Below are 13,601 nucleotides of genomic sequence, written 5' to 3'. Positions count from 1 at the left end.
CGGCGCCGACTGTGCCGGCAACCCGGCCCCTGCCCGGCGAAACCCTCGCCACGCTCTGGCCGCTGGCTGACTCCCCGGTCGCCGAGACCGCCGCCGGAACGGTACGCGTCGAGAAACCGCAGCGCCCGGAGCCGGCCGGGTCCAGAGCTGCCCCCGGGTTGCCGGGCCGCCCGCCGATCGGACCGCCCGCCCGCCCGAGCCGGCCGGATCCGTAGCTGACCCCAGATTGTCGAGTCCGCCCGCCGATCGGACCGCCCGCCTGCCCGGGCCGGCCGGGTCCAGGCCTGACCCCGGGTTGCCGGGCCGCCCGGCCATCGGACCCGCCCGCCGATCGAACCCGCCCGCGTCCCCGGCACCGGCAGCGGTCCCGACCGTCCCGGCCATCCGAGCCCACCGGCGGACCGCCAGAGCCAAGGCCGGACCCGAGGCTCCAGCCGTACGGGCGCCGGCCGCCGCTCCCCCGCATGGCGCGAACGCCCCCTCACCCACCCCGCTGGCAGCGCGGGCACCACACCGTGCCGCGGCCCGCCACCCTGGACCGGCGCAGTGGGCCGCCACAGCGTGGGCAGGCCGGGTCGGGGGCGTCGCGGCGGCCGGTGAGCCAGGAGTCGCGGGGCGGTACGCAGCCGGCGGTGACCGCCGAGCGCAGGGTGCGGCGCAGCTCCGCGTAGAGCCGCCGGAGGTCGGCCTCGGTGAGTTCGCCGACGGGGCAGGTGGGGCGCAGCCCGGCGCGCCAGAGGATCTCGTCGGCGAGCAGATTGCCGAGTCCGGCCAGGACGGACTGGTCGGTGAGGACGGCCTTGACGCCACCGTGGCGGGACGCCAGGGCCGCCCGGAACTCCTCGCGGCCCACCGCCAGGGCGTCAGGGCCCTGGCAGTCCAGCATCCGGGCCACCCCCGACTCGTCCTCCGCCAGCCAGAGCCCCTGGAGTTTGCGCTGGTCGCGAAAGCGAAGCTGACGGCCGCCGGCCAGGGTGAACAGGACGCGGTCATGGGCCTCGGCCGGGTCCTCGGGCCGCCCGCAGAGCAGCCGGCCGGTCATGCCGAAGTGCAGCATCAGGGTGGGACCGCCGGCCGTGCGGGCGAGCAGCCACTTCCCGTGCCGTCCGGGGGCGGCGAAGCGCCGGCCTTCCAGGGCGTCGCGCAGCCGCCGCGCGCTGGTCCCGTGCAGGACGCCCGTATCGCGTACCTCGATGCGCTCGATCAGCCTGCCCTGGGCGCAGGACCGGAACACCCGGCGGAAGCCCTCCACATCCGGCAGCTCAGGCATGGCGGCCGCCCTTCGGCGCCGTGATCCCTTGCGAGGGCGAACCCCGGCCCTGCCTCCACACCGAGCCGCATGTCCGGTTCATATGGATATGCTACGTATGTGATCAAGCCTGGCCGGCCGCGGCTCCGCCGTCGTCCCCACGGTCGGTGGTCCCCTGCCCTGCTCTCGCCCGTGCTCCTGACCGCGGTGATCGCGAGCCTGGCCTTTGCCACGCCGCCGAGCGTCGCCATCAGCCGCCTGCTGCCCGCGGCGCCGGCCCTGGCCGCCGCCATGTGGCCGGTGCTGCCCACCGTTCTGCTGGGCACGCTCTGTCTGCTGCTGATGATCGGGCTCGGCCTGGAGTTCCCGGACCTGGGGACGGCGTACACCTCGGCGGGGATCGTGGCGGTCACCGTGGCGGCCGCCTATGGCAGTCATGTGCGGCTGCAACGGGAGCAGACCCTCTTCCAGGTCCGGCTGGTGGCCGACGCGGCGCAGCAGGTGGTCCTCAGCCCGATGCCGCGCAGCTATGGCGCGGTGGAGATCGAGGCGCTCTATGTCGCGGCCGCGGCGGAGGCCCGTATCGGCGGCGACTTCTACGAGGTGGCCACCACGCCCTATGGCCTGCGGATGCTCATCGGTGATGTCAGGGGCAAGGGACTGCCGGCGGTGGGGTCGGCCGCGGCGGTGGTCAACTCCTTCCGGGAGGCCGCCTACAGCGAGCCCGGCCTGGACGGCATCGCCCGGCGGCTGGAGGCCAGCAGCACCCGTTATGGCGCCGTCTTCGGCAGCGACGAGGCGCTGGAGAGCTTTGTCACCAGTCTGCTGGTGGAGATCCCGGGCGGGGGCGGCCGGCTCTCGGTGCTCAACTGCGGCCATCCCCCGCCGCTGCTGCTGAGCGACGGGGAACTGCGCAGCCTGGACTCCGCCACCCCCTCACCGCTGCTCAGCCTGGCGGAGCTGATGGGCGACCAGTACTGCGTGGACACCTTTGACTTCGCCGCCGGCGACCTGCTGCTGCTGTTCACCGACGGGGTCACCGAGACCCGGGACCGCGACGGCCGGTTCTTCCCGCTGACCGACTGGATGCGCCGGCAGCCCCCGGCGGGGCCGCGCGAGCTGCTGGACGCGCTGCACCGTGATCTGCTCCGGTACAGCGGCGGCCGCCTCGATGACGACATCGCCGCACTGGCCGTACGCCTGGCCTGAGCACCCGGCCCCGCAGGACCGGCCGCCGAACCCGCGCCGCCAGGCCCCGCACCGCCGACCGAGTGAGCGTCCAGAACCTCCCCTTCCGGGCCCCGTTACCCAGTTCGCCGCTCCTCGCGGCGGACCCCCTCAGCAGCGGACTCGCTCACTCGCAATGGAGCAGCAGTGGAGCAGTGGAAAGGCCGGGACGTGCTCAAGAAGATGTGTACGGCGGTCGCCCTGACCGCCTCGACGGCCGGGGTACTGGCCGGGCCGGCAACGGCGGAGCCCTCCGGCGGCCATGTGACCAGTGGCACGGGCGCCAGGACGGAGTACGGGCGCACCGAGGCGGGCGGCAAGGACAGCCCGCAGATCACCGCGGTCCAGGGTTCGCTCAACAAGCTGTGCGTGGGGCTGGGCAAGATCGGCATCCAGTCCGTACTGGTGCTGATCAACATCGGGGTGCAGGACATCCCGGTGCTCTCCTCGGAGCAACAGCAGCAGTGCACCGAGCAGTCGGCCCTCGGCAATGGCGACAACCCCCTGTCGCATCTGCTCGACGACATCCCGGTGGTGGCGGACAACGGTTCCGCCGGAGGGTGACCGAGCGGCCGGTCAATGTACGGCGGAGTGCCGCCGCACCCGCAGCCGCAGCTGGATGCCGTGCGCCACCTCCACCACGCCCAGGACGATCAGCAGTATTCCGCTCCACACGGCGAGCACGGCGAGCGATCCAAAGGGCGTGGTGATCAGCACAATCCCGGCGAGCAGGGTGAGCACGCCGAGGAAGACCTGCCAGCCACGGGCCGGGAGGGCGGGGGTGGAGAGTGCGGTGGCGATCAGCATCACCCCGCGCAGCAGCCAGCCGAAGCCGATCCACAGCGCCAGCAGCAGCAGTGACTCGGTGGGGCCCCGGAAGCACAGCAGCCCCAGCAGCACACAGAGGGCGCCGCTGACAAACCCCAGGGCCCGCAGGTGCCCGGGGACATGGGCGCCAAAGGCCCCGGCCAGCTGGAAGGCACCGAAGGCCAGCAGATAGATGCCGAACAGCACGCCGACCACGGTCAGCGTGGTCTTGGGCCAGGCCAGGATCACCGCGCCCAGCGCGGTGGAGGCCACTCCGGCGGCCATCAGCACCTGCCAGCCGGCGTGCACCGGCAGGCCGCCGAAGCGGTCGGCCTCGGTTTCGGGGGGCAGAGTCATGGCGTTCGCCTCCTGGTCGGTCGAGGGAATCCGCCGTTCACTCCTTTCCCTCAGGCTCGCATGGATTCCGGGGGCACGCAGTGCGGATTCCGGGGGCGCGCATTACGGATTCCAGGGGCACCCGGTGCGTGGCCAGGTCCCCCCGGATCTCGCCCGGATACGGGCCGTTCCCGAGCTATTTCCCCAGCGAGCAGACGGCGCTGGCCACCTTGCCCGGATCGCTCTCCGAGCGGGCCAGCAGCCGGACCGTGCCCTCGCGGGCGGCGCCCGGGCGGGCGGTGACCGCCAGGTCCACCGAGGCCGTGCCGCCGGGGGCGGCGGTGGCCAGGCGGTTGGGCAGCCAGACGGACCAGCCATGGCTGCCGGTAGTGGCCGCCAGCCGGTAAATATCCTGCGTGGCACCCGAGTTGACCAGCGGGAAGGTGCAGTGGGCCCGGCCCCCGCCGGGCTTGCCCCGGCCCGTGCCCCGCCCCAGCGAGAGCCCATGCGGCCCGGAGCCGGCCCCGTCCAGGGAGCGCACCCCGATGTCATAGGAGAGGACACCGGTGGCGTCCCGCCGGACGCCCAGGACATAGAAGTGCAGGCGGTTGGCCCGGTCCACATACTCATACGAGCTGCCGGAGTCCGCTCCGGCGTGGAACAGCGCATCGCTGAGCTGCCGGTAATCCCCCATGGTGATCTTCTGCGGGGTGCCGTCGGGGCGGATGAAGTCGGTCAGGCCGATGTCCTCGGGATGGGCGTCGATGACCCAGGCGAAGGGGGCGTCATCGGCCTTCTTGGTCTTGCTCAGCAGCACTCCGCTGTCGGGGGTGAAGGAGTCCATGCCCATGCGGTCCACCACCTCGACCGTGTAGTCGTCATAACCGCCGCCGTCGCACAGGGGGTTGGTGCCGCGGTCGCAGGCGGGGGAATGGTCGCCGCCGCCGAGGGCGACGGTGATGCCGGACAGCCCCCCGTCCCCGGCGGGCGCGGCGCGGGCGGTGACCCGGGCGACGACCGGGCCGGATCGCGCGAGCGCGGCACGGTCCAGGCGCAGCACATGGTTCTCCCCGACGATGCCCAGCTTGAGCTTGTCGCGCAGGATGTGCTGGGCGCCCATCGAGCCCCCGGCGGTGGCCGGTATCCGCCATCGGGTGTGCGGGCCGCCGGGGCCGTTGAAGGAACCCCGGGAGAGCATGCCCCAGATGCCGGTATAGGAGCGGCTCAGTGGTGTCCCGTAGGGGTTGTTGTAGTTGTCCCCGATGCCCAGGATATGGCTGAACTCATGGGCGTAAGTGGCCATTCCGGAGCTCTCGGCCTGGACGGAGGAGCCATCGGCGGCATTGGGCCAGATCCGGGCCGCCGACTGCCAGGAGGTCCACGGGACATAGCGCGTGGGCGCCGCGTTGCCGCCGCCCGGGACGGGGGACGGCGGACCCCAGGCGGCCGGTACGTCCCCCGGGCCGGCGAACTTCATCGGGCCGAACTCCTGCCAGGTGGCGGACTCATCGGCGCCGGCGGTGAGATAGAAGACGAAGTCGAACTGCCGGGTGCGCTCCTCGCCCGCGTCCGCGGTCCAGGCGCGTTTGCCGTCGGCCCGGATGTCCTTGCCGCAGGTCTCGCCGATGGGGCAGGCGCCCGGGTTCATCTCCGGGTCTATCCCGTACTGGTAGGACTTCCAGGGCATCCGGTACACCCCGAAGGCGGTGAGCTCCACACCCAGCCGGCCGCCGGAGTCCTCCATCCAGTACTCATTGATGGTGTGACCATGGTTGAGCGCGCCCGGCTTGTTGAGGAAGTCCCGGTAGAAGGCGGGCACTCGGCCGCGCGGGAGGCCCGCCGCCGAGGGCTGCGGATTGCCGAACTTCGCCGTCCCGGCGGGCCGGGTGACCGAGAACTCCTCATCGGGGTAGTCCAGCAGCACCAGCGCGCCCCGGAACATCCGCTTGCTCGGCTTGACTTGGGGATCGGCCCAGTGAGTCCCTGGTACGGGCCGGTAATCGGCCCAGGTCATATCGTCGGGGTTGCGCCAGTGCTGGGGGTCGATCGGCTGGACGAGCGGCGGGGGTTGGCGGGCCGCCGTAGCGGGGCCGGTGGTAAGGACGGCCGGTACGCCCAGCAGGAGGGCGGCTAAGCCGAGTCCGGATATTCGACGGCCGGTGCGTCTTCGCTCCGGGGCGGGGACTCGCACGACCGGGGGCCGGGAACTCCGGGCACACCGGACCGGTAGCCGGAAGGCCAAGGTCACTCACCTCTTCCGGGACGGGAGTGTCCGAGCCAACTTAGGACGCGACGCCGGGCAACACCAGGGCATCCCACGGCGGTTGGGCGGACGCGCGCCCCGTCCGGCTTGGGCCGTACGGACCGCCTTGCGCCCAGTCAAGTGCGGGCCGTAGAGGCCGCCCCGCACCCCCGCCCCACCCGCACCGCACGCGTCAAGCCCACGCAGCGGAAGCCGCGTTCGGACGGCCGCCCGTGCCCGTTCAGGCCACCGAACACCGTCCCGCTCAGCGGGGTCAGTTCGACCTCCAGCGGCGGGGAGAAGTCCCTCGCCCCCGGCGAGCACGGCCAGGGTCGCGCCCGGCACCCGGTGGGCGGTGCGCAGTCCGTCCAGCCGGGACTGCCAGTGCCGGGAGCCGAAGGGGCCGTGCTGGAACATCGGCTCTCCTTGTACGTATGAACACCGTACGTCTCACCAAACGCTGTACGGAGACCGTACGACGTTCGCTATGGCGTACGTCGTACGGTCGGCGGCTATGCTGGAGCCCGCCAGAGAGAGGAGCCGCATGCCGGCCGACGAGAAGCAGCCGATCCCTTCGGTGTGGACCCGCCCCCGGCGGCGCAAGCGCGAACAGCCCGCGCTCAGCCGGGACCAGATCGTGGCCGCCGCCCTGGAGCTGCTGGACACGGAGGGCATCGAGGCACTGAGCATGCGCAGGCTCGGCACCCGGCTGAACGCCGGAGCCACCTCGATGTACACCCATGTGGCCAACAAGGACGAGCTGATCGAGCTCGTGGTGGACGAGGTCCACGGCGAGATCGAGGTGCCCCGGCTGGACGACCCCGCCCAGTGGCGGACGGCCCTGGCGCGCTACGCCCACAGCCTGCGCTCCGCCATCCTCCGGCACCCCTGGATGGCCTCGGTGCTGGGCGAGCTGGGGGTGACCCAGCTGGGGCCCAATGCGATGCGGGTCTTCGAGGGCATGCTGGCCGTGACCGAGAAGGCGGGCCTGCCCACCGGGGAGGCCGACCCCGCCGTGTCCGGCCTCACCGCCTATGTCATCGGGATGAGCATCAGCGAGGCCGGCCGGCTGACCATGCTGGCGCGCAGCGGCCACACCGAACAGGAGTGGGTGGAACGGCTCTGGCCCGCCGCCGAGGAGGCGGCCCGGGAGCATCCGCAGTTGCAGGAGCAGTACGCCGCGCTGCGCGGCAAGGACCCCCGGCGGATCCGCGAGGAGAAGTTCGACTACGGTCTCCAGCGCGTACTGGACGGCCTGGCGGTCCGGATCGCCCCATAAGCCGTCTTACGAACTCCCGGCCGGCCTGGGAGAGTTGGAGCCCCCGGACCCGCACAGCAAGCCGGACCCGCACAGCAACCCCTCACCGCGCCCTTACCCGGAAACCGCATACCGTGCGGCCTGCCCCGCCCCCCCGACCCCGAGAGGACCATGGACGCTCCCCGGGCCAGCCTGCTGGTCGTCGATGACGAGCCCACCATCAGGGAGCTGCTCGCCACCTCCCTGCGCTTCGCCGGATTCGAAGTGGACCTGGCCGGCACCGGGGCGCAGGCACTGGAGCGGATCGAACGCAAGCGGCCCGACCTGGTGGTCCTGGATGTGATGCTGCCCGATATGGATGGCTTCGCCGTGGTCCGGCGGCTGCGCCGGCGGCGGGAGCGGGACCGGCTGCCGGTGCTCTTCCTGACCGCCCGCAACGGCGTCGGGGACAAGGTCGGCGGGCTGAGCGCGGGCGGCGACGACTACCTCACCAAGCCCTTCAGCGTCGCCGAGCTGATCGCCCGGATCGAGGCCGTACTGCGCCGCACCGGCGGCTATCCCGACGACGGCCGCCTGGTGGTGGCCGATCTGGAACTCGACCCGGTGGCCCACCGGGTGTGGCGGGAGGGACGGACGGTCGCCCTCTCCCCCACCGAATTCCGGCTGCTGGCCCACCTCATGGCCAACGCCGGCCGGGTACAGCCCAAGGCACGGATCGCCGAGGAGGTCTGGAACCACGACTTCGGCGGTGACTTCAGCATCGTCGAGTCCTATGTCTCCTATCTGCGCCGCAAGGTGGACCCGGGCCCGCGCAAGCTGATCCACACGGTGCGCGGCGTCGGCTACGTACTGCGCCACCCCCAGGGCTGAGGGCATGTCACTGCGCACCCGGCTGGTGCTGCTGGCCGCCGCCCTGGTGGCACTGGGCCTGACGGTGAGCGACACGCTCGTCCTGGGCGTGGTGCGCGGGCAGCTGGTGCAGCGGGTGGACCAGCGTCTGACCCGCTACGGCGACAAACTGGCCGGCCGGCTCGCCGCCGAGGGCGTCCCCCGGGCCACCCACGGCGGCCATGGCTCCTGGCTGCCCAGCCAGTATGTGGTGGCCTTCGCGGGCCCCGACGGCACGGTCTCGGAGAAGTTCCGCCGCCCGATGACCGCCGGTGATCCCCGACCGTGCTGGCCCGCCATGACCGCCGCACAGCTGCGGTCCCGGTTCGGCCACCCCTTCGAGGTCCCCGGCGACCAGGGCCCGGACCACTGGCGGGCGCTGATCGTGCCGGTGGACCGGAGCAAGGACCCCTCGCTGCCCGCCGGAGTGGTGGTGGCCCTGCCGCTGCAGGAGGTCTCCACCACCCTGGACCAGCTGGGCACCGCCTTCCTGGCCATCGGCGGCGGCACCCTGGCCCTGCTCAGCCTGGCCGGCTGGTTCGCCGTACGGGCCGGACTGCGCCCGCTGCGCCGGATCGAGGCCACCGCGGCGGAGATCGCCGCCGGCCGTCCGCTCTCCCATCGGATGCCCCAGGCGTCCCCGCGCACCGAGGCGGGCCGGCTGACCAGCGCCCTCAACGAGATGCTGGCCCAGCTGGAGTCGGCCTTCGCCGCCCGCGCCGAGTCGGAGCGGCGGATGCGCCGGTTCATGGCCGACGCCGGGCATGAGCTGCGCACCCCGCTGGCCGGCATCCGGGGCTTCGCCGAACTGCACCGGATGGGCGCGCTGTCCGGTGAGGAGGAGACGGCCCGCACCATGGCCCGGATCGAGAGCGAGGCCATCCGGCTGGGCGGCCTGGTGGAGGACCTGCTCACCCTGGTCCGGCTGAACGAGCAACGCCCCCTGGAACCGGCCCCCATGGACCTGCGCACCCTGGCCGTGGACGCCCTGCACGACACCCGCGCCCTGGACCCCGGCCGTACCGTCACCCTCACCGGCCCCGGCGGCGAGGGGCCGCCCGGCCCGGCGCCGGTGCACGGCGACGAGGCCCGGCTGCGCCAGGTGGTCACCAACCTGGTGGGCAACGCGGTGGCCCACACCCCGCCCGGCACCCCGGTACGCATCGGCGTGGGCCGCACCGGTGACCAGGGCGTCCTCGAAGTCGCCGACCAGGGCCCGGGGTTGACCGAGGAGCAGGCGGCCCGGGTCTTCGAGCGCTTCTACCGGGCGGACCCCTCCCGCAGCCGTGGCCGGGGCGGTGGCGCCGGCCTGGGCCTGGCCATCGTCTCGGCGCTGGTGGCGGCGCACCAGGGACAGGTGGACCTCAAGACCGCACCCGGGCAGGGGGCGTTGTTCCGGGTGCGGCTGCCGCTGGCGGCGGGATCGGGTACTGTTTCCGCGTCCAAGTGATCAACGGCCCAGGAGGTGAGCCCCATTACCGCTGTAGCAGGCCGGGCGCTCCCGCCCGAGGTCACGCGGTCCCGCCGCGGATGAGCTGACCGCCGGGAGCGCCCTTCGGATCTTCCCGGAAGGCTCCCGATGTCCCTCTCCTCCATCGTCACCCAACTCCGTTCCGCCGGCTGTGTCTTCGCCGAGGACGAGGCCCGGCTGCTGGCCTCGGCCGCCGGCTCGCCCGCCGAACTGTCCGCCATGGCCGCCCGCCGGGCCGCCGGGTTCCCGCTCGAACACGTCCTGGGCTGGGCCGAGTTCGGCGGCCGGCGCTTCGCCGTCGATCCCGGGGTGTTCGTCCCCCGCCGCCGCACCGAGTTCCTCATCGAACGGGCCGCCGCCCTGCTCACCCCGGGCGCCGTGGTCCTCGACCTGTGCTGCGGCAGCGGCGCCCTGGGCGCCGCGCTGGCGGCCCGCGGCACCGAGGTGGAGCTGTACGCCGCCGATATCGACCCGGCGGCGGTGGCCTGCGCCCGCCGCAATCTGGCCCCGCTGGGCGGCCGGGTGTACCAGGGCGACCTCTTCGCACCGCTGCCCGCCGGCCTGCGCGGCCGGGTGGACGTCCTGCTGGCCAATGTCCCCTATGTGCCCACCGCCGATATCGCCTTCCTGCCCGCCGAGGCCCGGGAGCACGAGGCCCGGGTGGCCCTGGACGGCGGCGCCGACGGCCTGGATGTGCTGCGCCGGGTGCTGGCCGAGGCCCCGTACTGGCTGGCCCCCGGCGGCCGGCTGCTGTCCGAGACCAGCCGCCGGCAACAGGACGCGGCCCTGGCCGCCGTCGCCTCCGCCGGACTGCCGGCAACCGTCGCCACCTGCGAGGACCTTGACGCCACCGTCATCGAGGCCCACCGCCCGCCCGGAAGCTGACCCCGCGTTTACCGCCCCGTCGCATAGGGTGGCTCCTTCGGAGGAATCGCGAGGATTCGCAAGGACGAGCTTCAGGCGGGCTGAGGAGTGGACATGGGGGACCTGGCGGTCGGCGCACGGCCCGAGAAGGACGGGCCGGACGAACCCGCGAGCCCGGCCAAGACCAAGAAGCGGCAGCAGCGGCCGTTCTGGAAGGAACTGCCGCTGCTGGTCGGCGTCGCCCTGGTGCTGGCCCTGCTGATCAAGACCTTCCTGGTGCAGGCCTTCTCCATCCCCTCGGACTCCATGCAGAACACCCTTCAGCAGGGCGACCGGGTCCTGGTGGACAAGCTCACCCCCTGGTTCGGCTCCAAGCCGGAGCGCGGCGAGGTGGTGGTCTTCCACGACCCGGACAACTGGCTGGCCAATGAGCCCACTCCACAGCCCAATGCGGTGCAGAAGGTGCTCAGCTTTATCGGGCTGATGCCCTCCGCCAATGAGAAGGACCTCATCAAGCGGGTCATCGGGGTGGCCGGGGACACCGTGGAGTGCAAGGGCACCGGCCCGCTGAAGGTCAACGGCAAGGCGCTCAAGGAGCCCTATGTCTACCCGGGCAACACCCCCTGCAGCACCGACCCGGAGAGCCAGTTCACGGTCACGGTGCCCAAGGACCGAATCTGGGTGATGGGTGACCACCGCCAGAACTCCGCCGACTCCCGCTACCACCAGGACGACCGCAACGGCGGCTTTGTCCCGGTGGGCAATGTGGTGGGCCGCGCCGTGGTGGTCGCCTGGCCGCTCAACCGCTGGGACACCCTGCCGATCCCCGGCACCTTCCACCAGTCCGGCATCAACCGCGCCGCGGCCGCCGTCCCGGCCGCCCCTGCCGCCGTCGCCCTGACCGGCGCGGTGCCCCTGGTGCTGCTGCGCCGCCGCCGCAGGCGCGGCGCCCGGGGTTCCGGGACCACCGGGGCCTGACTGTCGCGCCATGGCTGCGCCGGGAGCCACCGGCCCGGTAGGCTTTCCGTGTGATCTTCAAGCGCATCGGAAACGGTCGGCCGTACCCCGACCACGGCCGGGAAAGCACCCGCCAGTGGGCGGATGTCGCCCCACGCCCGGTACGCCTGGACCAGCTGGTGACCACCAAACAGCAGCTCGACCTGGAGACCCTGCTCGCCGAGGACTCCACCTTCTACGGCGACCTCTTCGCCCATGTGGTCAAGTGGCAGGGCGATCTCTATCTGGAGGACGGGCTGCACCGCGCCGTCCGTGCCGCGCTCCAGCAGCGGCAGGTGCTGCACGCCCGCGTCCTCGAGCTGGACTGAGCCGGCGGTCTCCCCGCAGGTTGGCCCTTTCGGGTTGGCGGCCCGCAACCCTCTGATCATCTGGTAGGCAGCGCCCGCCGCCCGCACTACGCTGCCGCCCATGAGCATGCTCACCCCTCCTGGCATGGGCGGCAAATACCGGATCACGGGCCAACGCTTCCCGCATATGCGGCGTACCAGGAGCCCTCGCAGGGTCGCCCTCGCCGCGTCCGCCGCCGCGGTCGTGCTGGGGCTGGGCGCCTGGGGTACGGCGCAGCTGGTCGAGGTGTTCTCCGGCGGACCGGACACCACCGACCGGGCGGCCAGGCATGAGGGGCCCTGCGCCAGGGCCTCGGCCGAGGGCAGCGGCAAGGACGCCCGCCTGGGGCATGGCGCTCCCCGTGAGGAGCCGTTGCCCAGGCCCGAGGACATCACCGTCAACGTCTACAACGCCACCGCCCGCAGCCGGCTCGCCCAGACCACCGCCGAGGAGCTCAAACAGCGCGGCTTCAAGATCGGCAAGGTGGGCAACGCCCCGGAGCAGTACGACAAGAAGGTGCCCGGCACCGCCCTGCTGCTGGGCTCCCCCGACGCCGCCGAGGGCCCGATGAAGGTGCTGGGCGAGCAGCTCGGCGGGGCCGAGGTGAAGAGTGATGTGCGCAAGGGCGAGGACATCGACCTGATCATCGGTGACGCCTTCAAGGAACTCCCGGCCAAGCCGGGTGCCGCCACCAGCGCGCCGCCCAGCGGCAGCCCGCGGCCGTCGCCCTCGCCCTCCGCCTCGAAATGCTGAGGCACTGCTGCTGTGGCACTGCCGCTGGGACAGTGCTGCCGAGGCAGTGCTGACGCAGTGCTGAGACTCAGCCCGCGGTGCCGTACATCCGGTCGCCCGCGTCGCCCAGGCCCGGGACGATATAGCCGTTCTCATTGAGCCGCTCGTCCACCGAGGCGGTGACCACGGTCACCGGGGTGCCGGCCAGCTCGCGCTCCATGACCTCAACGCCCTCCGGGGCGGCCAGCAGGCAGATCGCCGTCACATCGTCGGCGCCGCGGGAGATCAGCTCCTGGATCGCGGCGACCAGGGTGCCGCCGGTGGCCAGCATCGGGTCCAGGACATAGACCTGGCGGCCGGAGAGGTCGTCCGGCATGCGGGTGGCGTAGGTCTCCGCCTTGAGGGTCTCCTCGTTGCGGATCATGCCCAGGAAGCCGACCTCGGCGGTGGGCAGCAGCCGGACCATGCCGTCCAGCATGCCCAGCCCGGCCCGCAGGATCGGCACCACCAGCGGACGCGGGTGGGAGAGTTTGACGCCGGTGGTCGCGGTGACCGGGGTTTCTATATCGACCTGCTCGGTGCGCACGTCGCGCGTGGCCTCATAGGCGAGCAGGGTGACCAGCTCGTCGGCGAGCCGCCGGAAGGTGGGGGAGTCGGTGCGCTTGTCGCGCAGCGTGGTGAGTTTGTGCGCCACCAGCGGGTGGTCGACGACGTGGATCCGCATGACATCGACATTAACCGAGCTTTCGGGCACCGGCGCCCGCGCCGTCGGCCGGTACCTTCTGCCGCGCGCTGGCATCAAACCCCCCAGTGGGGGGAGAGTGGTCAGGGACGCCCGGTGCGTTCCGCCGGGCGAGGACCTCGGCACGAGGTGGTGCTGCCCATGGCCGACCGTGATCGACGACAGCCCGACAGCCGGCCGGAAACACCGGCCGACCGGGCACAGACCAGGACCGACCCCGTCCGCGAAGCGCCCGAGAGCGACGCCGAGCGCAGACACCGCAGGGCCCAGTTCCTCCGTGAGCTGAACGAGGCGAGGGAGCTCCGCGACCGGGTCCAGCCGCGCCGGGCGCGGGCGGCCCGGATGCGCCAGCAGCTCCGGATGCGCACATTCCGCTGGTGAGCCACGACTGACCGGGCAGGCCGCGGGGCCAACCCGGATGGCGGCCGCCGGGCCGGAAAG

Annotated in this window: 14 protein-coding genes; 10 read left to right on the top strand and 4 right to left on the bottom strand. The window is 72.6% G+C overall.

Going from position 1 to position 13,601, the window contains the following annotated elements; translation table 11 throughout:
- Positions 1-481: 481 nt before the first annotated feature.
- On the bottom strand, positions 482-1,270 hold the full coding sequence (locus CV755_RS24645) for an Fpg/Nei family DNA glycosylase (protein ID WP_109282465.1): 789 nt from the start codon (positions 1,268-1,270) through the stop codon (positions 482-484).
- A 99-nt stretch (positions 1,271-1,369) separates the two neighbouring features.
- Here CV755_RS24645 and CV755_RS24640 point away from each other — a divergent pair, with 99 nt between their 5' ends.
- Positions 1,370-2,458 (top strand): PP2C family protein-serine/threonine phosphatase, encoded by a 1,089-nt coding sequence (locus tag CV755_RS24640; protein WP_422070588.1) that lies wholly within the window; start codon positions 1,370-1,372, stop codon positions 2,456-2,458.
- Between the two features lie 165 nt (positions 2,459-2,623).
- Positions 2,624-3,040 (top strand): rodlin, encoded by a 417-nt coding sequence (locus tag CV755_RS24635; protein WP_277751858.1) that lies wholly within the window; start codon positions 2,624-2,626, stop codon positions 3,038-3,040.
- A gap of 12 nt (positions 3,041-3,052) precedes the next feature.
- Here the strand turns inward: CV755_RS24635 and CV755_RS24630 are convergent, their stop codons facing one another.
- Together CV755_RS24630 and CV755_RS24625 are read right to left on the bottom strand one after the other, a co-directional pair.
- Positions 3,053-3,640 carry an HdeD family acid-resistance protein gene (locus CV755_RS24630; protein ID WP_109282463.1) on the bottom strand — a complete coding sequence of 196 codons (588 nt, stop codon included), beginning with the start codon at positions 3,638-3,640 and terminating at the stop codon, positions 3,053-3,055.
- A gap of 175 nt (positions 3,641-3,815) precedes the next feature.
- Positions 3,816-5,810 (bottom strand): M6 family metalloprotease domain-containing protein, encoded by a 1,995-nt coding sequence (locus CV755_RS24625; RefSeq protein ID WP_109283494.1) that lies wholly within the window; start codon positions 5,808-5,810, stop codon positions 3,816-3,818.
- A 595-nt stretch (positions 5,811-6,405) separates the two neighbouring features.
- Here CV755_RS24625 and CV755_RS24615 point away from each other — a divergent pair.
- The 7 genes from CV755_RS24615 (at position 6,406) to CV755_RS24585 (ending at position 12,439) form a co-directional block, all read left to right on the top strand.
- Complete coding sequence (locus CV755_RS24615; protein ID WP_109282461.1) at positions 6,406-7,140, top strand: TetR/AcrR family transcriptional regulator; 735 nt, start codon at positions 6,406-6,408, stop codon at positions 7,138-7,140.
- A 150-nt stretch (positions 7,141-7,290) separates the two neighbouring features.
- Positions 7,291-7,989, top strand: a complete 699-nt coding sequence (locus tag CV755_RS24610) for a response regulator transcription factor (RefSeq protein ID WP_109282460.1) — start codon at positions 7,291-7,293, stop codon at positions 7,987-7,989.
- Between the two features lie 4 nt (positions 7,990-7,993).
- Positions 7,994-9,457 (top strand): sensor histidine kinase, encoded by a 1,464-nt coding sequence (locus tag CV755_RS24605; RefSeq protein WP_109282459.1) that lies wholly within the window; start codon positions 7,994-7,996, stop codon positions 9,455-9,457.
- Positions 9,458-9,586: 129 nt separating this feature from the next.
- Positions 9,587-10,363, top strand: a complete 777-nt coding sequence (locus tag CV755_RS24600) for a putative protein N(5)-glutamine methyltransferase (RefSeq protein WP_109282458.1) — start codon at positions 9,587-9,589, stop codon at positions 10,361-10,363.
- Between the two features lie 93 nt (positions 10,364-10,456).
- Positions 10,457-11,320, top strand: coding sequence for a signal peptidase I (gene lepB / locus CV755_RS24595; protein WP_109282457.1), 864 nt, complete (start codon positions 10,457-10,459; stop codon positions 11,318-11,320).
- Between the two features lie 50 nt (positions 11,321-11,370).
- A complete protein-coding gene (locus CV755_RS24590) occupies positions 11,371-11,667 on the top strand; it encodes a type II toxin-antitoxin system VapB family antitoxin (RefSeq protein WP_004943146.1) in 297 nt (98 codons plus the stop codon).
- Between the two features lie 100 nt (positions 11,668-11,767).
- Positions 11,768-12,439: a LytR C-terminal domain-containing protein gene (locus tag CV755_RS24585; protein WP_109282456.1), complete on the top strand. Its 672-nt coding sequence runs from the start codon at positions 11,768-11,770 to the stop codon at positions 12,437-12,439.
- Positions 12,440-12,506: 67 nt separating this feature from the next.
- Here CV755_RS24585 and upp read toward each other — a convergent pair whose 3' ends face one another.
- Complete coding sequence (gene upp / locus CV755_RS24580; protein ID WP_109282455.1) at positions 12,507-13,142, bottom strand: uracil phosphoribosyltransferase; 636 nt, start codon at positions 13,140-13,142, stop codon at positions 12,507-12,509.
- 159 nt (positions 13,143-13,301) lie between these two features.
- On the opposite strand from upp, the gene CV755_RS24575 reads away from it, so the two are divergent.
- A complete protein-coding gene (locus tag CV755_RS24575; RefSeq protein WP_193553471.1) occupies positions 13,302-13,541 on the top strand; it encodes a hypothetical protein in 240 nt (79 codons plus the stop codon).
- The last annotated feature ends 60 nt before the right edge of the window (positions 13,542-13,601 follow it).

Origin of the sequence: Streptomyces orinoci, assembly GCF_003121295.1 — a bacterium.
Lineage (GTDB): Bacteria > Actinomycetota > Actinomycetes > Streptomycetales > Streptomycetaceae > Streptomyces > Streptomyces orinoci.
The sequence above is the reverse complement of the archived record's forward strand: the minus strand, read 5'-3'. Positions and strand labels throughout refer to the sequence as shown.